At 65.6% G+C, this 26730-nt stretch carries 25 protein-coding genes; 24 read left to right on the forward strand and 1 reads right to left on the reverse strand.

The annotated features are described in order from the left end of the window. The first annotated feature begins 103 nt into the window (after window positions 1-103). The 14 genes from ACWDTF_RS07420 (at window position 104) to ACWDTF_RS07485 (ending at window position 15948) form a co-directional block, all read left to right on the forward strand. Window positions 104-1741 (forward strand): aromatic/alkene/methane monooxygenase hydroxylase/oxygenase subunit alpha, encoded by a 1638-nt coding sequence (locus tag ACWDTF_RS07420; protein ID WP_240856850.1) that lies wholly within the window; start codon window positions 104-106, stop codon window positions 1739-1741. A gap of 98 nt (window positions 1742-1839) precedes the next feature. After that, window positions 1840-2880, forward strand: coding sequence for a 2Fe-2S iron-sulfur cluster-binding protein (locus ACWDTF_RS07425; protein WP_240856849.1), 1041 nt, complete (start codon window positions 1840-1842; stop codon window positions 2878-2880). A 30-nt stretch (window positions 2881-2910) separates the two neighbouring features. Next, the gene (locus tag ACWDTF_RS07430; protein ID WP_240856848.1) at window positions 2911-4017 is read left to right on the forward strand and encodes an aromatic/alkene monooxygenase hydroxylase subunit beta; all 1107 of its coding nucleotides are present in this window, start codon (window positions 2911-2913) and stop codon (window positions 4015-4017) included. A gap of 5 nt (window positions 4018-4022) precedes the next feature. Then, the gene (gene mimD, locus ACWDTF_RS07435; protein WP_240856867.1) at window positions 4023-4361 is read left to right on the forward strand and encodes a propane 2-monooxygenase effector subunit MimD; all 339 of its coding nucleotides are present in this window, start codon (window positions 4023-4025) and stop codon (window positions 4359-4361) included. Window positions 4362-4490: 129 nt separating this feature from the next. Then, on the forward strand, window positions 4491-5537 hold the full coding sequence (locus ACWDTF_RS07440; protein WP_240856847.1) for an amidohydrolase family protein: 1047 nt from the start codon (window positions 4491-4493) through the stop codon (window positions 5535-5537). Further along, complete coding sequence (locus ACWDTF_RS07445) at window positions 5534-6292, forward strand: iron-sulfur cluster assembly protein (protein ID WP_240856846.1); 759 nt, start codon at window positions 5534-5536, stop codon at window positions 6290-6292. Before ACWDTF_RS07440 ends, ACWDTF_RS07445 begins: the two co-directional genes overlap by 4 nt. Next, the gene (locus ACWDTF_RS07450; protein WP_240856845.1) at window positions 6289-7314 is read left to right on the forward strand and encodes an NAD(P)-dependent alcohol dehydrogenase; all 1026 of its coding nucleotides are present in this window, start codon (window positions 6289-6291) and stop codon (window positions 7312-7314) included. The genes ACWDTF_RS07445 and ACWDTF_RS07450 overlap by 4 nt, the downstream gene beginning before the upstream one ends. 180 nt (window positions 7315-7494) lie before the next feature. Beyond that, window positions 7495-9144: a chaperonin GroEL gene (gene groL, locus ACWDTF_RS07455; RefSeq protein ID WP_240856844.1), complete on the forward strand. Its 1650-nt coding sequence runs from the start codon at window positions 7495-7497 to the stop codon at window positions 9142-9144. A 144-nt stretch (window positions 9145-9288) separates the two neighbouring features. Further along, window positions 9289-11058: a sigma-54-dependent Fis family transcriptional regulator gene (locus ACWDTF_RS07460; protein WP_355276839.1), complete on the forward strand. Its 1770-nt coding sequence runs from the start codon at window positions 9289-9291 to the stop codon at window positions 11056-11058. A 28-nt stretch (window positions 11059-11086) separates the two neighbouring features. Next, window positions 11087-11737, forward strand: coding sequence for a class II aldolase/adducin family protein (locus ACWDTF_RS07465; protein ID WP_355276826.1), 651 nt, complete (start codon window positions 11087-11089; stop codon window positions 11735-11737). Then, on the forward strand, window positions 11734-12636 hold the full coding sequence (locus ACWDTF_RS07470; protein WP_240856841.1) for a carbohydrate kinase family protein: 903 nt from the start codon (window positions 11734-11736) through the stop codon (window positions 12634-12636). Before ACWDTF_RS07465 ends, ACWDTF_RS07470 begins: the two co-directional genes overlap by 4 nt. Before the next feature lie 296 nt (window positions 12637-12932). Further along, window positions 12933-13349: a RidA family protein gene (locus ACWDTF_RS07475; protein ID WP_355276828.1), complete on the forward strand. Its 417-nt coding sequence runs from the start codon at window positions 12933-12935 to the stop codon at window positions 13347-13349. Between the two features lie 35 nt (window positions 13350-13384). Continuing rightward, window positions 13385-14767 carry an FAD-binding oxidoreductase gene (locus ACWDTF_RS07480; protein WP_240856839.1) on the forward strand — a complete coding sequence of 461 codons (1383 nt, stop codon included), beginning with the start codon at window positions 13385-13387 and terminating at the stop codon, window positions 14765-14767. A 32-nt stretch (window positions 14768-14799) separates the two neighbouring features. After that, window positions 14800-15948: a helix-turn-helix transcriptional regulator gene (locus tag ACWDTF_RS07485; protein WP_449754189.1), complete on the forward strand. Its 1149-nt coding sequence runs from the start codon at window positions 14800-14802 to the stop codon at window positions 15946-15948. An 87-nt stretch (window positions 15949-16035) separates the two neighbouring features. Here ACWDTF_RS07485 and ACWDTF_RS07490 read toward each other — a convergent pair whose 3' ends face one another. Beyond that, window positions 16036-16626 (reverse strand): TetR/AcrR family transcriptional regulator, encoded by a 591-nt coding sequence (locus ACWDTF_RS07490; protein WP_355276834.1) that lies wholly within the window; start codon window positions 16624-16626, stop codon window positions 16036-16038. Window positions 16627-16679: 53 nt separating this feature from the next. Between ACWDTF_RS07490 and ACWDTF_RS07495 the strand changes: the two genes are divergently transcribed. The 10 genes from ACWDTF_RS07495 (at window position 16680) to ACWDTF_RS07540 (ending at window position 26715) form a co-directional block, all read left to right on the forward strand. Then, complete coding sequence (locus ACWDTF_RS07495; protein ID WP_449754190.1) at window positions 16680-18482, forward strand: acyl-CoA dehydrogenase; 1803 nt, start codon at window positions 16680-16682, stop codon at window positions 18480-18482. Window positions 18483-18507: 25 nt separating this feature from the next. Further along, window positions 18508-19269, forward strand: coding sequence for an SDR family NAD(P)-dependent oxidoreductase (locus ACWDTF_RS07500; RefSeq protein WP_449754191.1), 762 nt, complete (start codon window positions 18508-18510; stop codon window positions 19267-19269). Between the two features lie 4 nt (window positions 19270-19273). After that, entirely contained in the window at window positions 19274-19756 is a 483-nt protein-coding gene (locus ACWDTF_RS07505) for a PH domain-containing protein (protein ID WP_449754192.1), read from the forward strand. After that, a complete protein-coding gene (locus ACWDTF_RS07510) occupies window positions 19743-21206 on the forward strand; it encodes a PH domain-containing protein (RefSeq protein ID WP_449754193.1) in 1464 nt (487 codons plus the stop codon). The genes ACWDTF_RS07505 and ACWDTF_RS07510 overlap by 14 nt, the downstream gene beginning before the upstream one ends. 1 nt (window position 21207) lies before the next feature. Then, window positions 21208-22068 carry an LLM class F420-dependent oxidoreductase gene (locus ACWDTF_RS07515; protein ID WP_449754194.1) on the forward strand — a complete coding sequence of 287 codons (861 nt, stop codon included), beginning with the start codon at window positions 21208-21210 and terminating at the stop codon, window positions 22066-22068. A 181-nt stretch (window positions 22069-22249) separates the two neighbouring features. Beyond that, entirely contained in the window at window positions 22250-24067 is a 1818-nt protein-coding gene (locus ACWDTF_RS07520) for a hydroxysqualene dehydroxylase (RefSeq protein ID WP_449754195.1), read from the forward strand. Between the two features lie 52 nt (window positions 24068-24119). Next, window positions 24120-24725 carry a TetR/AcrR family transcriptional regulator gene (locus ACWDTF_RS07525; protein ID WP_240856866.1) on the forward strand — a complete coding sequence of 202 codons (606 nt, stop codon included), beginning with the start codon at window positions 24120-24122 and terminating at the stop codon, window positions 24723-24725. 77 nt (window positions 24726-24802) lie between these two features. Beyond that, on the forward strand, window positions 24803-24925 hold the full coding sequence (ykgO, locus tag ACWDTF_RS07530) for a type B 50S ribosomal protein L36 (protein ID WP_160900747.1): 123 nt from the start codon (window positions 24803-24805) through the stop codon (window positions 24923-24925). Window positions 24926-25004: 79 nt separating this feature from the next. Continuing rightward, entirely contained in the window at window positions 25005-25949 is a 945-nt protein-coding gene (locus ACWDTF_RS07535) for a metal ABC transporter solute-binding protein, Zn/Mn family (protein WP_240856832.1), read from the forward strand. Continuing rightward, window positions 25936-26715 carry a metal ABC transporter ATP-binding protein gene (locus tag ACWDTF_RS07540; protein ID WP_240856831.1) on the forward strand — a complete coding sequence of 260 codons (780 nt, stop codon included), beginning with the start codon at window positions 25936-25938 and terminating at the stop codon, window positions 26713-26715. The genes ACWDTF_RS07535 and ACWDTF_RS07540 overlap by 14 nt, the downstream gene beginning before the upstream one ends. The last annotated feature ends 15 nt before the right edge of the window (window positions 26716-26730 follow it).

The raw sequence follows: 26730 nt of genomic DNA on the forward strand, positions 1-26730 counted from the left end.
GTCTCACAGTGAGACGTATGTGTTGCAGATCACAAGGTTGTATCAAAGTCGCTCCAGCCCAGCAGGCCGGCACCGCGTCGGCCTTCTCACGAGGAGGCGCACATTGAGCAGGCAGAGCTTGACCAAAGCACATGCAAAGATCACCGAACTGTCCTGGGAACCCACCTTCGCCACTCCCGCGACCCGCTTCGGCACCGACTACACGTTTGAGAAGGCCCCGAAGAAGGACCCGCTCAAGCAGATCATGCGGTCCTACTTCCCCATGGAGGAGGAGAAGGACAACCGCGTCTACGGCGCCATGGACGGCGCGATTCGCGGCAACATGTTCCGCCAGGTCCAGGAACGCTGGCTCGAATGGCAGAAGCTGTTCCTGTCGATCATCCCGTTCCCGGAGATCTCCGCGGCCCGCGCGATGCCGATGGCCATCGACGCCGTGCCCAACCCGGAGATCCACAACGGTCTGGCCGTGCAGATGATCGACGAGGTTCGTCATTCGACGATCCAGATGAACCTCAAGAAGCTGTACATGAACAACTACATCGACCCGGCCGGCTTCGACATCACCGAGAAGGCGTTCGCCAACAACTACGCGGGCACCATCGGCCGGCAGTTCGGCGAGGGATTCATCACCGGCGACGCCATCACCGCCGCCAACATCTACCTGACCGTGGTCGCCGAGACCGCCTTCACCAACACCCTGTTCGTCGCGATGCCCGACGAAGCGGCCGCCAACGGCGACTACCTGCTGCCCACCGTGTTCCACTCGGTCCAGTCCGACGAGTCTCGGCACATCTCCAACGGCTACTCCATCCTCCTGATGGCACTGGCCGACGAGCGCAATCGTCCACTGCTGGAACGTGATCTGCGCTATGCGTGGTGGAACAACCACTGCGTGGTCGACGCCGCGATCGGCACCTTCATCGAATACGGCACCAAGGACCGCCGCAAGGACCGGGAGAGCTACGCCGAGATGTGGCGTCGCTGGATCTACGACGACTACTACCGCAGTTACCTTCTGCCACTGGAGAAGTACGGCCTGACCATCCCGCACGACCTCGTCGAAGAGGCCTGGAACCGCATCACCAACAAGCACTATGTGCACGAGGTGGCCCGGTTCTTCGCCACCGGCTGGCCGGTCAACTACTGGCGGATCGACCCGATGACCGACAAGGACTTCGAGTGGTTCGAGGAGAAGTATCCCGGTTGGTACAACAAGTTCGGCAAGTGGTGGGAGAACTACAACCGCCTCAAGTATCCGGGCAAGAACAAGCCGATCGCCTTCGAGGACGTCGACTACGAGTATCCGCACCGCTGCTGGACCTGCATGGTGCCGGCCCTCATCCGTGAGGACATGGTGGTCGACAAGGTCGACGGCCAGTGGCGCACCTACTGCTCGGAGACCTGCGCGTGGACCGACAAGGTGGCCTTCCGTGGCGAGTACGAGGGCCGCGAGACCCCGAACATGGGGCGGCTCACCGGCTTCCGCGAATGGGAGACACTGCATCACGGCGGCGATCTGGCCGACATCATCACGAACCTCGGGTACGTGCGTGACGACGGCAAGACGCTGATCCCGCAGCCACATCTGGATCTCGATCCGGACAAGATGTGGACGCTCGACGACGTGCGCGGCATCCAGTTCGGCAGCCCCAACGTGGCGCTGAACGAGATGTCCGACGAAGAACGCGAGGCCCACGTCGCCGCGTATCGCGCCAACAAGAACGGGGCCGTCACGGTCTGACGACCCCGCCCGGCAACGGTGGACGACATTCGCAGGTCGCCCACCGTTGCCGGCCCGACCCCGCACACAGCCCCGACTGAGCACCGAAAGGCGACCCAGTGGCAGACACACACCGCATCAACTTCGAACCCGTCGACATCGAGATGGAGGTCAGCGAGGACGAGACCATCCTCGACGCCGCATTCCGGCAGGGCATCCACCTGATGCACGGTTGCCGAGAGGGTCGGTGTTCGGCTTGCAAGTCGTACATGCTCGACGGTGACGTGCAGATGGACGACTACTCGACGTTCGCGTGCAACGACTCCGAGGAGGCCGAGGGATACGTACTCCTTTGCCGCACTTACGCATACAGCGACTGTGAGATCGAGCTGCTCAACTTCGACGAGGACGAGTTGCTCGGCGGCGCACCCATCCAGGACGTGCGTACCAAGGTGGCCGGCATCGAACCGCTCACCCGCGACATCGTCTCGCTGAAGCTCGACGTCGTCGAACCCGAAGCGCTCGAATTCAAGGCCGGCCAGTACGTCGACCTGTTCATCCCCGGCACCGACGAGAAGCGGTCGTTCTCGTTGGCGACCACACCGAGCACGCCCGACCGCCTCGAGTTCGTCATCAAGAAGTACCCGAACGGGCTCTTCGCCGGCATGCTCGAGGACGGCCTCTCGGTGGGCGACGAGATCATGATCAACGGCCCGTACGGGTCGTGCTGTCTGCGCAACGGACACGTGCTCCCGATCGTGTGCATCGGGGGTGGCGCCGGGATGGCACCGCTGCTCTCGCTGCTCCGTCACATCAGCGAGACGGGACTCAACCGTACGGTGCACTTCTACTACGGAGCACGTACCGCCGCGGATCTGTTCTATCTCGACGAAATTGCCGCTCTCGGAGAGAAACTCGACAACTTCGAGTTCATCGCCTGTCTCTCCGAATCGGCCGATCAGGCTCCCGGCGGCGTCACCGTCGCCGAGGGCAACGTCACCGACATCGTCGACGCGGGCGAATCGGACCTGGCCCGAACGGAGGTGTATTTCTGCGGCCCCCCACCCATGGTCGACGCGGCACTCGCGCTCGCCGAACAACATTCGGTCCCCCGGGATCAGATCTTCTACGACAAGTTCACCAGCCCGGCATTTGACTAGACCTCAGCCCGAACGACAGGAATGACAGGTATGTCTGCACCAGCCGAACCGCGGGAACGTAGTTTCCCGTCAATCGAATTCACCGACGCCGAAGCCGGCGCCCGTGAGTTCCCGAGCAGCAAGAGCCGCAAGTACAGCTACTACACCCCGGCCCGTAAGCGCGCGACGATCTACGAAGACGTCACCGTCGACGTGCAGCCGGATCCCGACCGTCACCTGACCCAGGGCTGGATCTACGGATTCGGCGACGGCCCCGGTGGGTATCCGCAGGAATGGACCGAAGCCAAGTCCAGCAACTGGCACGACTTCCTCGACCCCAACGAGGAGTGGGAACAGACCATCTACCGCAACAACTCCGCGGTGGTCCATCAGGTCGACCTGTGCCTGCAGAACGCAAAGCGCGCCCGCGCCTACGACGGCTGGAATTCGGCCTGGCTCAAGTTCATCGAACGCAACCTCGGTGCGTGGATGCACGCCGAGAGCGGCATGGGCCTGCACGTGTTCACCTCCATCCAGCGCTCTGCGCCGACCAACATGATCAACAACGCGGTGGCCGTCAACGCGGCACACAAGTTGCGGTTCGCCCAGGATCTGGCGCTGTTCAACCTCGACCTGTCCGAGGCCGAGGAAGCGTTCGACGGATCGGCGCACAAGGAGGTCTGGCAGTCGGCGCCGGAGTGGCAGCCGGTGCGTGAGACGCTGGAACGCATCACCGCCATCGGCGACTGGGCACAGCTGTTGTTCGCCACCAACATCGTGTTCGAACAGCTCGTCGGCGCGCTGTTCCGCACCGAGTTGGTCATGCAGGTGGCCGCCCGCAACGGCGACTACATCACCCCGACCATCGTCGGCACGGGCGAATACGACTACGACCGCGACCTCAATTACACCCGGGCACTGTTCCAGATGCTCGCGCGCGACGAGAAATACGCCGTCGACAACCGAAAGTTGTTCGCGGACTGGATGTCCGAATGGGTGCCCAGGTGCTTGGAGGCGGCAAACGCGCTGCAGCCGATCTGGTCGCAGCCGGCCGACAAGTCCGTCACCTTCCAATCGAGTCTCGCGACCGCGAAAACCAAGTTCGCCGATGTGCTGGCCGCCATCGACGTCGACATCCCCGAGGAGTTGAACCAGTGAGCACCATGCAGTTCGGAACCGACACCGAGTTCTCCAACATGTGCGGCGTCACGCTCATGAACACCCCGATCGGACGCGTCGTCGCAGATGTGATGGGCGCCAAAGACGGTGTCGAACTCACCGAGTACCCCTCGATGATCCGGGTGGACGGGGTCAACCGGCTCACCTTCGACTACGACGAACTGACCGACGCCCTCGGCCAGGACTTCGACGGGTCGATCTTCGAGGAGATCAGCTCCACCCACTACGGACGGATGGTGCATCTCGACGACCGCACGATCCTGTTCGCCAGCCCCGAGGACGCGGCCGAGTTCATCGGCTTCGATCTGACTGCGTCCAGCTGATCCTCACTGCCGGGGGTGCGCGTCCCCAGCGCACCCCCGGCGGTGATTCCAGTCCGCTCCCACCACAGTTCTCCCAGCCCATCTTTCAGCCCACAGTTACAGCCCACCTCCGAGAGAGCGAGTGATCCGATGTTCGAAAAGAACGGCGACAAGTACTTCATCGTCGATGCCCACGTCCACCTGTGGGACGGCCGAGAAAGCAACCAGCGCAACATCCACGGCAAACAGTTCATCGACTGCTTCTACGACTATCACCGCAATCTCAGTCCGGAGGAAGAGGTCTGGGACTACGACACCTACTGCTACTACGGAGCCGACCGGCTCATGAACGACCTGTTCGAGGACGGGCCGGCCGATCACGCGATTTTCCAGGCCACCATCCTGCGCGACTTCTACGTCAACGGCTTTGCGCAGGTCGACGATTCATTGAAGCTCGTCCAGGACAACCCCGGCAAGCTCACCTACAACCACGCCTACGATCCACGTGACGGCGAGAGCGGCCTCGAGCAACTCCGCAAGGACGCCGATTCGATGCAACTCAAGGGCGTCAAGCTCTATACCGCCGAGTGGCATGGCGAGTCGCGGGGTTACAAGCTCGACGACCCGTGGTCACGGAAGTACCTCGAGGAATGTATCAAGCTGGGCATCAAGAACATCCACGTCCACAAGGGACCGACCATCCGGCCGCTGGACCGCGACGCGTTCGACGTCGCCGACGTCGACAAGGTCGCCACCGACTACCTCGACCTGAACTTCATCATCGAGCACGTCGGGTTGCCGCGCCTCGAGGACTTCTGCTGGATCGCCACCCAGGAGTCGAATGTGTACGGAGGCCTGGCCGTGGCGATTCCGTTCATCCACACGCGGCCAAGGTATTTCGCCCAGATCATCGGCGAGCTGCTGTATTGGATCGGCGAGGACAAGATCCTCTTCGCCAGCGACTACGCGCTCTGGAACCCCACCTGGCTCGTCGACCGCTTCGTCGACTTCCAGATTCCGGAGGACATGACGGAGTACGCCCCGATCACCACCGACCAGAAGCGCAAGATCCTCGGCCTCAACGCGGCGGCGCTCTATCCGCACATCGAAGTGCCTGAGGAACTGCGGATTCCCACCGACGCAGCAGACCCCGGCGCCGAGGTGGCAACCGGCGCACCCGAGGCGGCCAACGCATGACCATCACCGCGCCACCGGCCTCACTGGCCATCGGTGCCGCTGTGCAGCAGGCGTTGTCGACGGTCATCGATCCCGAACTCGACCAGCCGATCACCGACCTCAAGTTCATTCGGTCCATCGAGATCGATGACACGTCGGTGACCGTTCACCTCCGGCTCCCAACATCGTTCTGCGCGCCCAACTTCGCCTACCTGATGGCATCCGACGCACAGGACGCGCTCGAGGCGATCGACGGCGTCGGCGAGGTACATGTGCTGCTCGATGACCACCACGACAGCGACAAGATCAACGCGGGACTGGCGGCGGCGGCCGGCTATGTGGGCACCTTCGGCTCGGAGGCCGACGAGGGACTCGACGAATTGCGACGCACATTCGCCCGCAAGGCTCACGTCGCCGCGATGGAACGCTCGCTCACCGAGATCATCCGCAACGGTGAGGTGACCGTCGACGAGGTCGGTCACGTGCTGCTCCGCGATCTGCCTCCGGGACCCAACCGGTCGGCGTTGTTGCGCCGGCGCGCCGACATCGGACTCACCCTGTGCCCCAACAGCCGGGTCCTCGTCGACGACCATGGGCATCCGATTCCCGACGAGCAGGTCCCCATGCGGCTGAGATTCGCGCGGTCCGTGCGCATCTCGATCGAGGGCAACGCCCACTTCTGCCGCGGCCTGCTGGCCACCCGCTACGCCGACGACGACGAGTGCGACGGCACCAGCGAACCGATCATCACCAACCTGCGCGAGGAGACGCCATGAGAGCAGTCCAAGTTGTCGGTTACCACGACAAACTCCAGTTGAACGAGGTCCCCGACCCCGAGATCACCGGGCCGCTCGACGTGATCGTGAAGATCGGCGGCGCCGGCGTGTGCCGCACCGATCTGCACATTCTGGAAGGGCAGTGGGCCGAGAAGAGCGGCGTCGCACTGCCGTACACGATCGGGCATGAGAACGCCGGCGTCGTGGAGGCGATCGGCGATGCGGTCACCAATGTGACGGTCGGCGAGAAGGTGATCCTGCACCCGCTGATCACCTGCGGACTCTGTCGTGCCTGCCGCGACGGCGATGACGTGCATTGCGAGAACAGCCAATTCCCGGGAATCGACACTGCCGGCGGCTACGCCGACTTTCTGAAGACCACCGCGCGCAGCGTGGTGCGGATCGACGATTCCCTCGAACCCGCCGACGTCGCGGCTCTTGCCGATGCCGGGCTGACCGCCTACCACGCCGCGGCGAAGGTCGACCGGATGACCCGACCGGGCGACACGTGCGTCATCATCGGCGCAGGCGGATTGGGACACATCGGGATTCAGGTTCTCGCCGCCATCTCGGGACTCACTCTCGTGGTGGTCGACCGCAACCCGGACGCGGTGAAACTCGCCGTCGAAGTCGGTGCGCACAAGGGCATCGTCGCCGACGGAAGTCACGTCCAGCAGGTCCTCGACCTCACCGACGGCAAAGGCGCCGAGGCGGTTCTGGACTTCGTCGGCGAAGGCGGCGCGACCGCCGAGGGCATCGCGATGCTGCGCCGCGCCGGCAACTACTTCGTGGTCGGCTACGGCGAGAACATCGACGTCCCGACCATCGACGTGATCTCCACCGAGATCAACTTCATCGGCAACCTCGTCGGCTCTTACAACGACCTCAACGAACTGATGACCCTGGCCGCCCAAGGAAAGGTGAAGCTGCACACCACGAAATACGCCCTCGACGACTACCAACAGGCACTCGACGACCTCGACGCCGGACGCGTCCGGGGCCGCGCGATCCTCGTTCCCTGACAACGACCGCCGCTCACCCCGAGCGACACCCGACCCCCGCTCCCTGAGGTGCTCGAGGCGCTAGCCGAGAGCCTCGAAGGGCCGGCGACGCAACCTCACCAGCCCTTCGAGGCTCGTCGCTAGCGCTCCTCGCACCTCAGGGAGCGAAGAAAACCCACAACACAGAGAAAAGGTGAGATCATGGCCAAAGAGTTGCGCTACAACGCCGAAGCGCGGCTGCGACTGGAGCGGGGCGTCAACGCCCTCGCGGACGCCGTCAAGGTGACACTCGGGCCCAAGGGCCGAAATGCGGTGCTGGAGAAGCTGACCGGACCGCCAACGATAACCAACGACGGTGTGACCATCGCCCGGGAGATCCAGTTGCGCGATCCGTTCGCCAACATGGGTGCCCAGCTGGTCAAGGAAGTCGCGATGAAGACCAACGGGGTGGTCGGTGACGGCACCACCACCGCCACGGTCCTCGCCCAGGCCATGGTGCGGGAGGGGTTGCGTGCCGTCGAACAAGGCGCCAACCCGATGCGGGTCCGCCGCGGCATCGAACGAGCCGTCGGCGCGGTCACCGAGGCCCTCACCGGGCAGGCAGTGCAGATCGGGGGCCGCGACGACCTCGCGCGGATCGCCAGCCTTGCGGCCAGTGACGACGAGGTGATCGGCGAGGTGATCGCGACCGCCGTCGAACATGTCGGCCGCAATGGTGTGATCACCACCGAAGAGAGCGACGTGCTCGGCCTCGCGGTCGACGTCGTCGACGGGATCGAGTTCGACCACGGCTACATCTCCGGCTACATGGTCACCAATCCCGATCGCATGGAAGCTGTCCTCGACAACCCGGTGGTGCTGCTCACCAACAAGAAGATCACCGACGTGCGCGACGTCATGCCGGCCATCGAGTCGGCCAAGCGCGCCGATCGCCCGCTGCTGATCCTCGCCGAAGATGTCGACGGTCCCGCGCTGCAGCTGCTCGTCGGCGGCAACATGCACAAGACCATGCAGTCCGTGGTGGTGCGCGCGCCCGGTTTCGGTCATCGTCGGGTCGCCGAACTCGAGGACCTCGCCGTCGCACTGGGCGGTCACGTCATCGCCAAGGACACCGGCCTCGAACTCAGCGAGGTCTCCGTCGAGCATCTCGGCACCTGCGACCGGGTGACGGTCACGGAGAACGAGACCACCATCGTCGGCGCCCACGGCGACCAGGCGCGCGTCGACGCCCGGGTCAGTCAGCTCGAAGCACAGTTGGACCGGGCCCGCATCGACGCCGATCGCGACAGCCTGGAACTGCGCATTGCCCGGCTGACCGGCCGGGTCGCCGTGATCCGGGTCGGCGGTGTCACCAGCGTCGAACTCAAGGAGCGGATGCTGCGCGTGGAGGATGCACTCGCCGCGACCCGGGCCGCAGTGGAGGCGGGCATCGTCTCCGGTGGCGGCACCGCGCTCGCACAGGCCCACCGAGCACTCGAACCTCTCGAGGCACTCGGCGACGAGGCCGTGGGCATCGACGTCGTGCGACGCTCGCTCGCCGAGCCGCTGTTCTGGATCGCCACCAACGCCGGCTTCGACGGCGAGGAGGTCGTCAAGGTGGTCGCGGGACTGCCCCTCGGACACGGCTTCAACGCACTCACCGGTGGCTACGGCGACATGTTCGACGAGGGCGTCATAGACCCGTGCAAGGTGACGCGAGCGGCGCTGGAGAGTGCTGCTTCGATCGCCGCGCTCCTGATCACCACGGAGACGGCCGTCGTAGAAGAAGTGATGGGCAATCCAGGTGCCATCCCGGCACCGGGCTTCGGCGACCTCGCCGAAGGAATGGTACGTCCGTCCAACATCTACTGACGTCTCGAGCCGGGTCGGCGGCGATCCGAACATCATGTTCGCGGCGTTGATCGCCGCCGGCCCATCCCCCACCACACAGCCGCGTGGGTACACTGGAAATATGTGATCCACGACACATCCGCAGGAGGAGGTCCGACCGGATCGGTGAGAGTTCAGCCCACAGCCCAGGCACCACAATCGCCCATCTACGTTGCGAAAGCACGCGAACGATTTCTCAGTGACGACGGCATCGACGATGCCATCCGCGAGAGCATCTCCACGTCATGGAAGCGGTCGCGTTCCTTCAACGTGCACGCCGATCGTCTCGAACTGCCGTTCGTGCGTGAACCCAACCCCGACGGTGTGCTCACCAGAGCGGCACGGCCCGTCATCGATCAACTCGCCGAGAACCTGTCGGCCGAACCGGTGAGCATCATCCTCACCTCACCCGACGGTGTGGTGCTGTCGCGGACCACGCGGTCGCGGAACCTGCAGGCACGTCTGGACGACGTGAGCCTGGCCCCCGGATACAGCTACAACGAGGAGTTCGCCGGCACCAACGGCATCGGCACCGCTCTCGAATCCCGGCAGCCGACCCTGGTGACCGGCGCCGAGCATTACGCCGGCTGCCTGGCACAACTGTCGTGCGCCGGGGTGCCCATCCGCAGCCCGATCACCGGCGCCGTGATCGGCGCGCTCGACCTCACCGGCTGGGTCGACGAGGGCGGGTCACTGCTGATGGCGCTCGCCAAGTCGGCGACCGTGCAGATCGAACATCAGATGCTGTCGATGGCCAGCGAACGCGAGTCGCGACTGCTCGCCGCCTACCTCGCGACGTGTCGTCGGGCGCCGCAGATGATGGTGCTCGCGATTGCCGCCGACGTGGTCCTGATGAATCGGCGCCTGCGGCTCAGCATCGACCCGGCCGATCAGGTCTCGATGCTAGAGCACGCTGTCGACCTCACCATGGACGGCACGACCTCACGCAGCATCAACACGCTGCCGAGCGGCCGCACGGTGCGCCTCTCCCCCGTCGACGGCTATCAGGACGTCCCGGAGATGGCGGTATTTCATGTCCATCTGGTCGATCCACCGACCGCGTCACCTGTGGAAAGGACCACCCCGACCCCACTCCCGGGCGTCGTCGGCCGCAGTTCATCGTGGCGGCAGTGCTGCGATCGCGTTGCCCGCTATACCCGGTCCGGCGAGTGGATCGTGGTCTCCGGCGAACCCGGCTCGGGTCGCGCGGCCATCCTGCGTGCAGCCGCAGCACTCTATCGGCAGGGGTCGACGCGCGACTTCGGACCACGCGACTTCGACGACCCCGAATCACTGGAAACCCTTGCGACAGAACTCGAACGAGACGACTTCTGCGTCGTTCTGCGCGATGTCGACCAGCTCGACGACGAGACGACTGCCGCGATCGCCGATCTGCTGCCGGGTCGTGAACACACCGGGATGGTCGGGATCACGATGTCTTCTGACGCCACCGACCCCGGATTGGGCGCGACGCTGCTTCCATTCTTCGGGCACACCGTCGAACTACCACCGCTGCGGCATCGCATCGAAGATCTGCAGGATCTCGTCCCGACGTTGCTCCGCCAACTCACGCGCGGTCGGGAGCTCACCGTGTCGGGTGAGGCGATGCGTCAGCTCAGCAAGTACAGCTGGCCGGGCAACGTCGCCGAGCTGCGACAGATGTTGCGGGAGGTCGTGACCCACCAACGTCGCGGCGTCATCACCGTCAAACAACTGCCCCCGACCTGCCGGTCGCTCAGCCGCCACACCCTGACCCGCATCGAGGCGCTGGAACGGGACGCGATCGTGCGAAGCCTGGAGGAGAACGGGCACAACAAGATCGCCGCCGCCAACGCGCTGGGAATCTCCCGCGCGACGATCTACCGCAAGATCAAGGAATTCGGCATCGACGTGTGACCTGCCGCCACCGAGTACGGTCTTAACCGTGCGATTCACAGACGAACGAGCGGCGATCGTCGCGGCCGCCCACCGACTGGCTGCCCGGGGCCTGACGTTCGGCACCGGGGGCAACCTGTCCATCCGCATCGACGACGCGGTGGTGATGACCCCGTCGGGCTGCTACCTCGACTCGGTGACCGCCGACCAACTCGTCGTCGTCGACCTCGACGGCACCGTGCTGGAGGAGACGCCGCACGTGCCGACCTCGGAGTTGCACATCCACCTCGACGTCTACAAGTCCACGTCAGCTCGGGCCGTCGTGCACGCCCACCCCGTCGCATCGATCGCGGTGTCGAATCTGACCGACGAGCTGCCGGTGGTTCACTACACGCAGTCGATGCTCGGCGGAGCCATCCGCGTGGCCCCGTATGCGGTGTTCGGCAGTCGGGAACTCAGCGACGGCGTGGTCGCCGCCCTGGCCGACCGCACTGTTGCACTCATGCGCAACCATGGTTCCGTCGGATACGGGAACACCCTCGAATCCGCCTGCGACAGCATCGAACTGCTCGATTGGCTCGCCCGCATTCATCTGCAAGCACCCGGCGGAACAGTTCTCGATCAAGCACAGGTCGTCGAGGTGCTCGAGACAGCCACGCGGCGGCACTACCGAGCCTTCCGGGGCGGGAGCGACGCATGAGAGTCGTCACCTTCGGGGCTCACGTACTCGACGTCCTCGCCCAGCCTGTCGACGCCATCCCCGATGGTCAGGGCTCAGTACTCGTGCAGAACATGCGGATGTCCGCGGCCGGCCCGGCCGGCGGCACCGCCATCACCCTTGCCAAACTCGGGGCCGAGGTGTTCACCGTCGGCGCCATCGGCGACGACGATGCCGGCGCGATGCTCGACACCGCACTCAACCGGTTCGGCGTCGTCACCGATCACCTTGTCCGCGTGGACGCGCCGACGTCGATGAGCATGCTGCCGATCCGCAGCAATGGCGATCGGCCTGCCATCCACATGCCGGGCGCCAACCTCGCCTACCCTCTCGATCGAGCCCCGCTCGAACTGCTCACCGGCGCCGACCATGTCCACATCGGCGCACCCGAACTCCTGAATCCACCCGAGCTGGCTCCGCTTCTGGGTGACATCCGGGAAAGTGGCACGACCGTCTCGGCAGACATCCTCGCCGACGGCGATCCCGGCGTCCTCGCGTGGCTGGAACCGATTCTGCCGCATCTGGATTACCTACTCCCCAACGACGATCAGGTGCGCGGCCTCACCGCGATCGAGGACCTCGTCACTGCCTGCCGTTCCCTCATCGACCGTGGTGTGCGATGTGTGGCCGTGACCGCCGGCGCCGACGGTGCGCACGTCGTCACCGCCGACGACGCCGAGCATGCCGAAGCCACTGGAGTGGAGGTGGTCGACACCAGCGGTTGCGGCGACGCCTTCTCGGCCGGCTTCCTCGCCGCCCGCGGCCACGACCTGTCCCTGCTCGATTCGGCGCGGGTCGGCTGCACGGTCGCGGGGATCGTCGCCACCGGATTGGGCAGCGACCACGGCGACTTCACCTGGGGTTCGATCACCGCGAACTGAGGTCCCTCCGACCTCTACTCCTGCCGCTCCACCACCCTCCTACCGCTCCACCCCTCCTACCGCTCCACCACTTGCTGGTTGAGTAGCAACGAGCGAGCGCAGCGAGCCCGATGCGTATCGAAACCACGAAAGCCGAGAATGTCGGTGACCATACGGTTGCGGACACTCAGCGGGATGACCCCCTCCGGCACAGCTCCCAGATTTCTGGGGCGTCGGTGCGCCCAGCGTTCTGGCGGCACAAGTCACCAGCGGCCGGGGATGGTGAAGCAGCTGGTTACTCAACGATTCTCGATTGCATGACAACCACAACAAGCACCAGCGCACCCGTCCGCATCAATCCATCGACCTGGAACGAGCCGTTCCGCTTCGACCATGCGCAACTGCGACCGGCACCCAGCCGAACCCTGTCCATCGCCGGGCAGGCGTCGGTCGACGAGCAGGGGCAGGTGCTGCACGAAGGTGATGTCGCAGCACAGATCTCGTTGGCGATGCACAACATCGAGGAAATCCTGCAGATGGCCGACATGTCGCTGGCCGACGTCACCATGCTCACCATCTACACGACCGATGTTCCCGCAACTCTCGCCGCCTACTCGGCCCTGACCGAACGCCTCGACACCGTCGCCGCCACCCCGCCCGCCGCACTGGTCGGCGTCACCGCACTTGCCTTCCCCGGTCTCGCCGTAGAGATCACCGCCCAAGCCGCCCGATAGCCAAGACCGAATCACACCCACAGAAGGAAACTTTCGTGTCCATCACCATCGATCAATCACCCTCCTCATCGCTGTCCGACCTGCGCGCCGCGGTCGCCGGACCCGTCTTCACCCCCGACGACCCGGAATTCGGTGCCGAACTCGCCGGCTTCAACGTCGCGGTCACTCCCGGCGCGTCGATCGTGGTCGGTGCGACATCCGCCGCCGACGTTGCCGCAGCAGTTCGCCACGCCCGCGCCAACGGCCTCCGCATTGGGGTTCGCGCGACCGGGCACGGACCCGTCCTCGAGGGCGGAAATCAACTGACCATCAGCACATCCCGGATGACCGACATCACCGTCGACCCGATCGCGCGCACCGCCCGGGTCGGGGCCGGAGTCCGGTGGCGCGACGTCGCCGCCGCAACGGCGCCGCACGGCCTGACCGGGCTTGCCGGGTCGTCGTCGAGCGTGGGCGTCGTCGGCTACACCCTCGGTGGCGGCCTGAGCCCATTCGGCCGCGAATTCGGTTACGCCGCAGACCATGTGCGGTCGATCGAGGTCGTGACCGCCGACGGGATCGTTCGGACCCTCGACGCGACGGCGGGTTCGGACCTGTTCACGGCATTGCTCGGCGCCCGAGACGGTCTCGGTATCGTCACCGCCATCGAGTTCGACCTTCTCCCCGTAGCCACCTTCTACGGTGGCGGCATCTTCTTCGCCGGGAACGCGGCGTCCGATGTCCTGCACGCCTGGCGGCAATGGGCACCGACGCTGCCGGAGGAGGCCGGAACCTCGATCGCCATCCTGCGCCTGCCGCCGGACCCCAACCTGCCCCCGCCGCTGCAGGGTCAGCTCGCGGTGCACGTCCGCTACACCCACACCGGCGACCCGGGCGTCGCCGAATCGCTCCTCGCACCGATTCGGTCGGCCGGCCCGGTACTGCTGGAGAACGTGGGCGTACACCCGGCCGCCGCGCTCGACGCGGTGCACATGGACCCGCCCGGGCCGATGCCCTCGGTGGAGCAGGGCGTCGCACTCGGCGAGTTGACCGCATCCGCCGTCGACGCACTGCTCGATGCGGCCGGGCCCGACGTCGCCAGCCCCCTGGCCATCGTCGAGATCCGACTGCTCGGCGGCAAGCTGGTTGCGCCGCAGCGGGTACCCAACGCGGTGAGCGGTCGCGATGCCGCCTTCACCGTGCTCGCCATCGGGGTTCCTGCCGGACCTCTCGGCGATCAGGTCGAGGCCCACCTCTCCGGCGTCGTCGACGCCGTCGCGCCATGGTCGCGCGGTGCGCTGCTCAATCTGTCCGGTCGTCGCGCCCACAATCGCGACGAGCTCTGGCCGCAAGCACAACGGGAACACCTCGCCGAGATCCGCCGTCGCCACGACCCGGCGGGCGTATTCTCCCTGACCGACCCCAACAATCTGGGATAGACATCGTCCCAGCGCAACCGCACAATTGAGCAATGACATCGAGCCTGACAGCCGAGCGTGTGCGCCGCGACCTGGACGTGGTCGCACACGCCGGCCTCGGGCTCGATGACTTTTTCGCCGAATCGGTGGCGTCACTGAGCCGAGCAATACCCAACGACGCGGTGTGCATCGCAAGTCTGGACCCCAGTTCCCTGATCCTGACCGGCGCCCGCAAGTACGGCGACCTTCTCGGTCAGGACGGACGTGATCCCGATTGGGGTCTCCTCGAGTACGGACGCGTCGAGGAATCGTCCTTTCGAGAGATGGCGGCACGCGGCGTCGATGCGGTCGGATTGAGCGAACTCACCCGTGGCGAGACCCGGCAGTCGGACCGGATGAGCGAACTGATGATTCCGGAGTTCTCCTACCACGATGAGGCGCGGGTTCTCCTGCGCGACGGCCGCGGGGTATGGGGCGGGATCTCGTTGTTCCGAAGCGGCACCGGGTGTCTGCCCTTCGATCGCGCCGAGATCGACTTCCTCGCCTCGGTGTCCCAGACGCTTGCTGTCGGCGTCCGAGCCGGGCTGCTCAGCACCGTCGTGGCCGAACCACAGATCCTCGAATCGCAAACCTCGATGACCGGACCCGCGGTGATCATCGTCGACAGCAACGATCAGATCGTGCAGATGAGTGCCGGCAGCCAGGAGCGGATCGATGAACTGGTCGCCGGTGCGAACAGTGGCGCCGCAATCAATCCGATCTTCGGATTGATCGGTGCCGCAAGGCTATACGGCCGCGGCGAATCGACGGTGCCGCCGCGTCTGCGCGTGCGCGGGGCATCAGGCATGTGGCTGGTGATCAATGCGTCGCCGCTGTCGTCGGCCGACGGACGGGTCGGCGAGGTGGTCATCACCATCGAAGAGGCCCGGCCGCCCGAGATCGTGCCGATCGTCGTCGAGGCCTTCGGGCTCACCGCCCGCGAACGTGACGTCACCCAGTTGGTGCTTCAAGGCGTGGCCACCAAGGACATCGCCGCTGCCCTGCACGTGTCGGCGTACACGGTGCAAGATCACCTCAAGTCGATCTTCGACAAGGCCGGGGTCCGCAGCCGCCGCGACCTCATCGCCCGCGTGTACTTCGATCAGTACGCCCCACGCATCAATCAGCCACTGGCCCCGTCGGGGTCGTTTCTGCCGATATGAAAAGTCGTCTCACCTGGCCCTTCGAGGCTCGTCGCTTGCGCTCCTCGCACCTCAGGGAGCGGGGTGGCCGCTCACGGTCCTCGCACCTCAAGGAGCGGGAGTGACCATCCGAACCGCGAGATCGGCGTAGACGCGGCCCAACTGCTGCGGATCGCGATGTGTGCGCGTCGGGAACCATCTGCACACGTCGACGCAGAGCGACGAGATCGCCAGCACGACGTCGTCCCGGTTGTCGACGTCGAAGTCGCCCGACTCGATCCCCGCCCCGACGATCTGAGCCAGGACCGAACTTGTCTCGCGCCGAATCCGGGTGATCGCCGAGTAGTGCGGCCGGGTGAGCCCGTGCAACTCGTACTGCACCACCTTCGCGAGGTCGTGATGTTCGGCCTGCCAGACCGTGAACGCCGCGACCACCGATCGAAGTCGCTGCATCGGTGGCGCGGACTCGTCGTCGGCGGCCCACAGCGCGGCGAGTACGCCACGGTGTCCGTCCAGCGCGATCGCGTAGAGCAATTCCTCTTTGGACCGGTAGTGCGGATACATCGCGGCCGCAGACATGCCCAACTTCCGGGCGATCTGCCGCGTCGACGTGGCACCGTAGCCGACCTCGGCGAACGACGCGATCGCGGCGTTGCGGATTCGCTCGGCCGCTGCCGATTCTGCCCGTCGCTCAGCCATCACAACCCCCAAGGAACGTTGACGTCGTCCATCTTGTCAGCCATTATAAGCGAGTGCTTAGCAAACGTGATCTGGAATTCCTGCTCTACGAATGGCTCGACGTCGAGTCGCTCACGGAGCGGGAACGGTTCGCCGAGCACTCTCGTGAAACCTTCGACGCGGTCCTCGAACTGAGCGAAGATCTCGCGACGAAACGCTTTGCGCCGGTGAACAAAGAGGGCGATCAGAACGAACCGTACGTCGGCGACGACGGTCGTGTGGTTCTGCCCGACGCACTCGGCGCCGGCATCGACGAGTTCCGCAAGACCGGCCTGATGGCGGCCTCGTTCGACGCCGAGCTCGGCGGCATGCAACTGCCGACGGTCGTCAGCCGGGCGTCGTCGGCCTGGTTCCAGGCGGCGAACGCAGCAATGTCCTCGTATGCGTTCCTCACCGTGGGCAACGCGAACCTGTTGGCCACCTACGGCACCGACGAGCAGATCGACACCTGGGTGCGGCCCATGGTCGAGGGCCGATTCTTCGGCACCATGTGCCTGTCCGAACCCCAGGCCGGATCGTCGCTGGCCGACATCACCACCAAGGCCACACCCCAGGACGACGGCACGTATCGGATCACCGGCACCAAGATGTGGATCTCGGCGGGCGAACACGAGCTCGCCGAGAACATCGTGCATCTCGTCCTCGCGAAGGCGCCCGGCGGTGGTCCCGGCGTCAAGGGCATCTCCCTGTTCGTGGTCCCCAAGTATCTTGCCGACGGCACCCGTAACGACGTCGCCTTGGTCGGGCTCAACCACAAGATGGGCAACCGGGCGACGACCAACACGCTCCTGAACTTCGGCGACGGAACACACACGCCGACAAACGCTTCCGGCGCCGCATCAAGTCGGCCCGCTCGCTCCGCTCCCGGCGCCGTCGGATATCTGGTCGGCGAGGAACACCGCGGACTGTCCTACATGTTCCACATGATGAACGAGGCGCGGATCGGCGTCGGCTTCCTTGCCACCTCGCTCGGCTACGCCGGGTATCTGGCCTCCGTCGAATACGCCAAGGTACGCACGCAGGGACGACCGGTCGATGCGAAGGATCCGTCGAGCAAACCGGTGCCGATCATCGAGCACGCCGACGTCAAGCGGATGCTGCTGGCCCAGAAGTCGTATGCGGAAGGCGCACTCGCACTGGGCCTCTACTGCAGCCGCCTCGTCGACATCGAGGCCACCACCGACGGCGACGAACGAGCGCGCACGACCCTGCTGCTCGACGTGCTCACCCCGATCGCCAAGAGTTGGCCGTCTCAGTGGTGCCTGGAGGCCAACAGCCTGGCCATCCAGGTGCACGGCGGGTACGGCTACACCAAGGAGTTCGACGTCGAGCAGTACTACCGCGACAACCGCCTGAACCCCATTCACGAAGGCACGCACGGTATTCAGGCTCTCGACCTGCTCGGCCGCAAGGTCGTGATGGGTGGCGGTAAGGGCTTGGCGCTGCTCGTCGAGACGATCGGTGCCACCATCGATCGGGCATCGTCGGTCGGCTCCGTCGCCGGATACGCCGACGATCTGCGAAAGGTAACCGACCGCTTGGTGTCCACCACGGCACAGATCTGGTCCGCGGGCGACCCGGCGGTGTCGCTGGCCAATGCGACCGCCTACCTCGAGGCAACCGGCCACATCGTGATCGCCTGGATCTGGCTCGAACAAGCACTGGCGGCCGACGGCCACGACGGCGCCTTCTACGACGGCAAACGCGCTGCCGCCCAATACTTCTACCGGTACGAGCTACCCAAGACCGGCCCACAGCTCGATCTGCTCGCCACCCTCGACCGCACCACCCTCGACGCCGACCCGGCGTGGTTCTGACCAACCGCACCAAGGAGATTCACCCATGCCGATTCTTGATCTGTTCGACATGAGCGGCAAGGTCGTGATCGTCACCGGCGCGTCATCGGGGCTCGGCGTCGCGTTCGCCCGCGGCTTCGCCGAGGCCGGTGCCGACATCGTCCTCGCCGCGCGTCGTGCCGAGAAGCTCGCCGACACCGCCGCGATGGTCGAAGGTCTCGGCCGCAAGGCGCTGGTGGTGCCCGCCGACGTCGCCGATCCGGCCGCCTGCAGCAACGTCGTCGACACGGCCATGGAGACGTTCGGCCGGGTCGACGTGCTGGTCAACAATGCCGGCGTCGGAACCGCCTTCCCGGCCACCCGCGAGACTCCCGAGCAGTTCCGCACGGTCATCGACATCAACCTCAACGGGTCGTACTGGATGGCGCAGGCATGCGGGCGCGTGATGCAGCCCGGCAGCGCCGTCATCAACATCTCGAGCATTCTCGGCATCACCACCGCCGGTCTGCCACAGGCCGCATACGCGTCGAGCAAAGCCGGCGTCATCGGCCTCACCCGCGACCTGGCCCAACAGTGGGGCTCCCGCAAGGGAATTCGGGTCAACGCCATCGCGCCCGGCTTCTTCGAGAGCGAGATGACCGACACCTACCAGGACGGCTACCTCGACAGCCAGCTACCGCGCGTGGTTCTCGGACGGGTGGGTCGCGGCGAGGAGATCGCGGCCACCGCAATCTGGCTCGCGTCGCCGGCGTCGGGTTACGTGACGGGGCAGACGGTCGCGGTCGACGGCGGAGTGACGATAACCTGATTTGGTGACGCTGCGCGAGCCGACGAATCGGGTCGATCCCCGTGCCAAGACGCTGTGGCGGATCGTTCCCGCCGTGGTGGGCATACCCCTCACCATCGCCGGGTTGGTCGTCGCGATCCTCGTCCCCGAAGCACGCTGGCTCGCTCTGCTCGGAGCTGTCGTCGTGGCTGCCGCAACGGTGGTCGCTGTCACCGCAATACCCGAGTGGCGCTATCGCTTTCATCGTTGGGAGATCGGCGACGAGGCGGTGTACACGCAGTCCGGCTGGTTTGTCCGGCATCGCGTGATCATCCCGATCGCCCGAATCCAGATCGTCGACACCGAGGCCGGACCGTTCGAGCAATTACTGCGCCTGTCGACGCTCACCGTCACCACGGCGTCGTCGGCGGGCACCATCCGCATCGTCGGACTCGACGCGGCGGTCGCTGCGCAGGTGGCCGCGGAGCTGACCCGACGGACCCAGGTGCACCGCGATGACGCAACCTGAGCCGTGGCGTCGGCTCTCACCAGGGACGATGGTGGTGCAGCCGGTCGAGCAGCTACCGCAACTCATTCCTGCCCTGATTGCACTCGTCTTCGCCGGCCAGTCTGCGCCGGTCTTCTCGTTGCTGGCCACGGTCGTCGTGGTGCTGTTGGTGACGGTGCTGCCCTGGCTGACCACCCGCTACCAGGTGACTCCCGAACACGTCCAGGTGCGAAAGGGACTGTTGACACGCAAGGTCGTCACTGCCCGCCGCGACCGCATCCGCAGCGTCGACCTCACCGCGGGCCCGGTCCACCGAATCCTGGGTCTCAAGAAGGTCATCATCGGCACCGGCGGCGACAAGGATTCCGCGACAGTCAAACTCAATGCCCTGTCGGCTGCCGATGCAGACGCGCTGCACGGATACCTGATGACCACCGCACCCCGGGGCGACGTACCAGCCGTAGACGTGGACCACCAACCGGCCACTGTTCTCACCCGTTTTCGCCCGGAATGGCTTCGGTATTCCCCGTTTTCGATGGCCGGACTCGCCACTGCGGGTGCCGCGCTCGGGCTCGGCGCGCAGATAGCCAACGACGCCGGACTCTTCGAACGCAGCGTCGGGACCGCGGAACGCGCGGCCGATGCAGTGCGCGGCATCCCCGTGGCCGTGGTGATCATCATCGTGGTCGTCGGTGTCATCGGGTTGGGTTCCGCGCTTTCGGTTCTCGGCTACGTTCTGCGCTTCTGGAACTTCACCCTCACCCGCCACCCGGACGGCACCTTGCGCACCGAGCGCGGACTCCTCACCACCAACGCCGTGAGTTTCGACGAATCCCGTATCCGCGGTACGCATCTGCACGAACCGGTTCTGATGCGACCGGTACACGGCGCCCGCCTGGGCGGTATCGCCATTGGCCACATCAAGCACCCCCTGCTGCTCCCACCCGCACCGAAGGACGAGGCTGTGCGCGTGGGCAACCTGGTCGCCGACGATGGGGTGGAACTGACGATGCCGCTCGTCGAGCACGGACGCACCGCGCGGACTCGTCGGCTCAATCGCGCGGCGATGGCCGGTGCCGCCGCGCTGATTCTCTCGGGCATCCCGGCAGTGACCGGCGGTCCGGTGTGGTTTCTGGCGCTCGGCGTCATCGCACTGGCCGCATCGATGACGTTTGGCGTGGCGCGCTACCGCCACCTCGGTCATGCGATCACCGATCAGTCCGTGGTGATCGCGCCGCCGAAGATCGCACGGCACCGGAACGCACTCGATCGCGACGGCATCGTCGGCTGGGCCACCCGCGCGTCGTGGTTTCAGCGGCGCGCGGACGTGCGCACCGTGATCCTCGCAACCGCCGCCGGCTCCGAGGGATACGAACTGGTCGACCTCGACGACGCTGACTCCGACCGCGTCATCGCGACCACCGCTCCACCCTGGATGCGCCAGTTCCTGGCCACAGCGAGAATGGATTGACATGCAGATAGGCCTGCACGCCCTGGGCATCGGCACCGGAGCCGATCCGGACATCATCGCCGCGACCGCACGGCATGCAGAGGACCGAGGTTTCGCCACACTCTGGTGCGGTGAACACGTCGTGATGGTCGACGACCCGACGTCGCGTTATCCGTACACAGCCGACGGGCGCATCGCGGTGCCTGCCGAAGCCGACTGGCTCGACCCGATGGCCTGCCTGAGTTTCGCGGCCGCGCACACGTCGACCATCCGGCTGGCCACGGGAGTGGTACTCCTACCGGAACACAATCCCCTGATCATGGCCAAGCAAGTGGCCTCCCTCGACCGCCTGAGTCGCGGGAGGTTTACCTTCGGCGTGGGAATCGGTTGGGCACGAGAAGAATTCGATGCGCTGGGGGTGCCGTTTGAGCGTCGTGGCAAACGTAGCGCCGACTACATCGAAGCAATGCGCACGCTGTGGACCGAGGAAGTCACGACCTACTCCGGCGAGTTCGTGTCGTTCCGCAACGTCCGAGTCAATCCGAAGCCGACACAATCCGCCCTGCCGATCGTGGTCGGCGGCAACAGCGATCGTGCGCTGACCCGGGTGGCCCAATGGGCCGACGGTTGGTACGGCTTCAACCTCGACGACGCCGACGCCGTGGCCGATCGCCTTTCGATCCTGCGACACGCCTGTGCGGAGCGCGGCCGCACATTCACCGACCTGCGCATCGCGGTCGCGTTGGCCACACCCTCGCCGACCGATCGCGACCGTCTTGAGGAACTCGGGGTCACCGAACTGGTGATCGTCGACTCGCCACCCGACGCGTCGTCCGATGTGCCGCGATGGATCGACGAACTCGGCGACCGCTGGTTGGGGTGACCGATCTGGTGTAGCGCCCTCGCGCTTCGATTGCCACCGTCCCCGACACTGATCCACTGACTGGGACATTCGACCGAGACTTTTCGGTAATTCCGTCCCAGCCCCCTCCGTGGCGTGGTACACATCACAGTAAGAAGAGTCAGATCTGACTGGTTCAGGGTCGAATCGAGGGGTGGACAGCATGCACGACAGGCACACAGAGGACGGGGTTTCGCGGCGGTCGGTGTTGAAAGGCTCAGCCGCTGCGGCAGTTCTGGCGGGCACAGCGGTGACGATGCCGCAGGTCGTGGCCCCGAGTGCACGTGCGGTGCCGCCCACCCCCAAACGTCGACGACGCGAGGTGGCGGTGTTCGGCGGCGGCATGTCGGGCCTGTCCGCGGCCCACGAGCTCATCGAACGTGGCTTCGACGTCACGGTGTACGAGCCCGCCTACCTCGGCGGGAAGGCCCGCAGCCACGACGTGCCGGGCACCGCTCGAGGCGGACGCAAGGCGCTGCCCGGCGAGCACGGCTTCCGCTTCTTCCCCGGCTGCTATCAACACACACCCGACACCATGGAGCGCATACCGCTCCCGGGCGGCGGCAACGTCAAGGATCGTCACCTCATCAACGTCGAGGCCGCGATTGTCGCCTTCGACGATTCCGGATATGCCCCCACCGCGGCCCCTGCGTCGATCATGGGCGGCATCGAGCACGCCGGCGAACTCGTGACCCTGGAGAATCTCCGCAACGCGTTCATGACCGGACTGAAGTTCGTGGTCGACATCCCGCCGTGGGAGCTCGCCTACTTCGTCAACCGCGAGCTGATCATCGCGACGAGCTGCAAAGAGCGCAGGCTCGGCCAGTGGGAGAACCAGTCCTGGATGGAGTTCGTCAAGGCCAAGGGAAAGTCGCCCGCGTACAACAAGTACCTCGCGGGTGCGCTCACGCGAGCACTGGTCGCCGCGAAGTCGGGCACCGCGTCGGCGCGGACGATCGGGCAGATCGGCCTGGCACTGGCGACGTCGGCGACCGGTCTCGTCGGGCAGTACGACGCCGGACTCCTGCACGGCGGCGTCGACCGAATCCTCAACGCGCCCACCAACCATGCGTGGATCGACCCCTGGGTGGCATATCTGAAGGCGCGCGGCGTGAAGTTCGTGATGGGCGACGGGGTCAGCCAGTTCACGCTGGCCGGCGGTCGAATCTCGGGCGCACGTATGACGTCGGGCCGCACCGTGACGACCGACTGGTATGTCGCGGCGATGCCCATCGACCGCCTGGGCCCGATGCTGACCCCCGCGCTGCTCGCCGCCGACCCCTCGCTCGCCGGAATCCGGAAGCTCGAAGACGACTGGATGGTCGGCATTCAGTACTTCCTGAAGCACAAGTCCGACCTCCCACCCGCGCACATCGCATCGCTCGGCACACCGTGGGCGCTGACCGGGCTCTACCAGGCCAAGCCCTGGGGAGTGGATTTCGGGCGTACGTACGGCGACGGTCGGGTCCACGACTGCCTCTCCATCGACATCTCCGACTGGAACAAGCCGGGAATTCTGTACGGCAAGCCCGCCAAGGAATGCTCCAAACAGCAGATCGCGCGTGAGGTGTGGGCGCAGATGAGCCGCGCCATGAACTCGGGCGGTCGTCGCATCCTGCGCAGCGAGGACATCGTGACGTGGTCGTTGGACCCGGGAATCACCTGGTCGCCGACCATCGCCAACGCCACCCCGCTCATGGTGAACACGGCCGGCTCGTACAAGAATCGCCCGACGTCGGACACCCGCATCTCCAACTTCTTCATCGGCGGCGACCACGTCCGCACCAACATCGACCTCGCCACCATGGAGGGCGCGAACGAGTCGGGCCGCATGGTGGCCAACGCGATCATCGGTGAATCGGACAGCCCGGCCCGACCGGCGACGGTGTTCCCCCTGTGGGAGTTGCCGATGCTCGAGCCGCTCAAGCAAGCCGACCGTGCCCGCTACCGCGCGGGCCAGCCGCACGTCCTCGACTTCTGAAGCCCAGGTGAGCATCACCGACAGCTACGATGCGGATGTGGGCAGCAGCCACTTGACTGCGGACATTCAACAGTCACGTCAGCATCGCAGCGACGTGACGCGCACCCGCGTGCTCGACGCCGCGATCCGCGTTCTCGTCGAACGCGGGTATGCGGGTGCGACGACGGTGGCGATCCAGGACGAAGCCCGGGTTTCCCGCGGCCGCATGCTGCATCACTTCCCATCGCGTGACGCCCTCTTGATGGCAGCGGTCGAGCACCTTGCCCGGACCCGGATTGAAGAGCTGCCGCTACAGGTCGAGTGGCCCGACGACCCCATCGCCCGGATCTCGCTGGCCGTCGACACCGGCTGGTCGACCTTCCACCAGCCCTACTTCGTGGCGTCGATGGAGTTGTGGATCGCCGCGCGCAACAACGAGAACCTACGGCAGGCATTGCTGCCGACGGAGAGGGAGATCGGCCTGATCGTGCGTCAGGCCGTCGCCGGGTTCCTCGGCGAGGACCTCACCTCACGCCCGCGCTATCGCGAACTCTTCCCGGTCCTGCTCAGTAGCATGCGCGGTGCCGCCACGACGTACCTCATCGACCGACGCGATCCCACCACCGATCCGCACCTGGATCTGTGGAAGGCAATGATCAAGACGTACCTGCTCGACTGAGCCACCGCCGGCGCGAGCAGGGCTTCCCCCGGATGTGCTCTAATGGCAATTGTTGTCATTAACGAGAGGACTCCGACATGAAGGTACGTGCATCAATCCGGTCGCTGAAGAATCAGCCGGGTTCACAGGTGGTCAAACGCAAGGGCCGAATCTATGTGATCAACAAGGCGAACCCGCGGTTCAAGGCGCGTCAAGGATGACCGGCTTCGACCTGCGTCGAGTCGCTAGTTCCGGGCACCGACTTCGCGACGCTAGTTGATATCGATTATCGTTATGCATATGCCGCTCATCCCCCGCCGAATCAAGCTGTCGGCCGCTGCCCTTCTTCTACTGCCCCTGGGTCTCGTCGGATGTACTTCCAACACCGAAGACGCGTCCCCGTCCGGTCCTGCCGCCTCTGCGCCTGCGTGTCCCATCACCCCGATCAAGGTCGTCGTCAGCGTCGACCAGTGGGGCGACATCGTCTCCGAACTCGGCGGCAAGTGCACCGAGGTCAAGACCATCCTGGCCAGCAGTTCGGTCGACCCGCACGACTACGAGCCCAGCCCGGCAGACGGCGCCGCCTTCACCGACGCGCAACTCGTGGTGGTCAACGGTGCCGACTACGACTCATGGGCGTCCAAGCTCGCAGCGTCGTCGGGCACCAAGGCTCCGACAGTCGATGCGGCAAAGGTGACCAACACCGCCGAAGGCGCCAATCCCCACCTCTGGTACTCGCCGACCGCGGTGACTGCGGTGGCCGATGCGGTGACCGCCGAGCTGACCAAGATCGACTCGAAGGGCGCCGAGTACTTCGCGACGCAGCGTCAGTCCTTCAACACCTCGATGGCCCCCTACAATGACCTGATCACCAAGATCAAGGCCGGGGCGACCGGCAAAACCTACGGCGCGACCGAGGGCGTCTTCGACTACATGGCCCAAGCTGTGGGCCTGATGGACAAGACTCCTGCGGGATTCCGTGCTGCGGCGGCCGCGGAGAGCGACCCCTCACCCGGTGACATCACCGCCTTCACCAGCGCGCTCGCCGGCAAGCAGATCAACGTGCTGATCTACAACAGCCAGACCGAAGGGTCGATCCCCGCACAGATCCGTTCCGCCGCCGAGTCCGCCGGCGTCCCGGTGGTCGAGGTGACCGAAACCGTTCCGCCGGGCCAGGATTCGTTTGCGGCCTGGCAGGTGGCACAGCTGACTGCCCTGGCGAAGGCGCTTGGTGTCCAAGTCTGAGGACGGCAGTACCACTGCGCTGGCATTCTCGGATGTCAGCGCGGTTCGGGGTGGTCGGGTGATCTGGTCGCAGGCGACGTTCGAGATCCCGGCCGGCGGCATCTATGCGGTCATCGGCACCAACGGATCGGGCAAGACCACCCTTCTCCAGATGATCCTCGGGTTGATCCCCAGCGAAGGATCGCTGCGGGTGTTCGGCGAGGCTCCCGGCGCCGAACGGGATCGCATCGGTTACGTCCCACAGCATTACGCCGAGATCAGCGGTGGAGCCATCCGCGCACGCGACGCCGTTCTTCTCGGATTGACCGGTCGACGTTGGGCATTCAGCCCCACCTCGGCGTCCGACAGACGTCGTGTTGACGACGCACTGCGCGCCGTCAACGCGGAGTCCTTCGCCGATTCCCGCCTGGCGTCCCTCTCCGGGGGTCAGCGCCAGCGGGTGGCCATCGCCGAAGCGCTTGTCTCCCAACCAGATATGGTGATCCTCGACGAACCGCTCGCCTCGTTGGACCTGCGTAGCCAGCATGAGATCGTCAGTCTTCTCACCAAGATCCAGCAAGAGATGTCAGTGACCATTCTGGTGGTCGCCCACGACCTCAATCCGTTCCTACCCGTCTTGAGCGGGGCCATCTACCTCCTCGACGGCCACGCACACTATGCCGCGACCGACGACGTGATCGACGAAGACCTCCTGACCCACCTGTACGGCACGCGCGTCCAGGTCCTCCGCACCCCACAGGGCGATCTCTACACGAGGAGCGTCTGACCGTGATGACGACGA

This window comes from Gordonia sp. NPDC003422 (assembly GCF_053588675.1).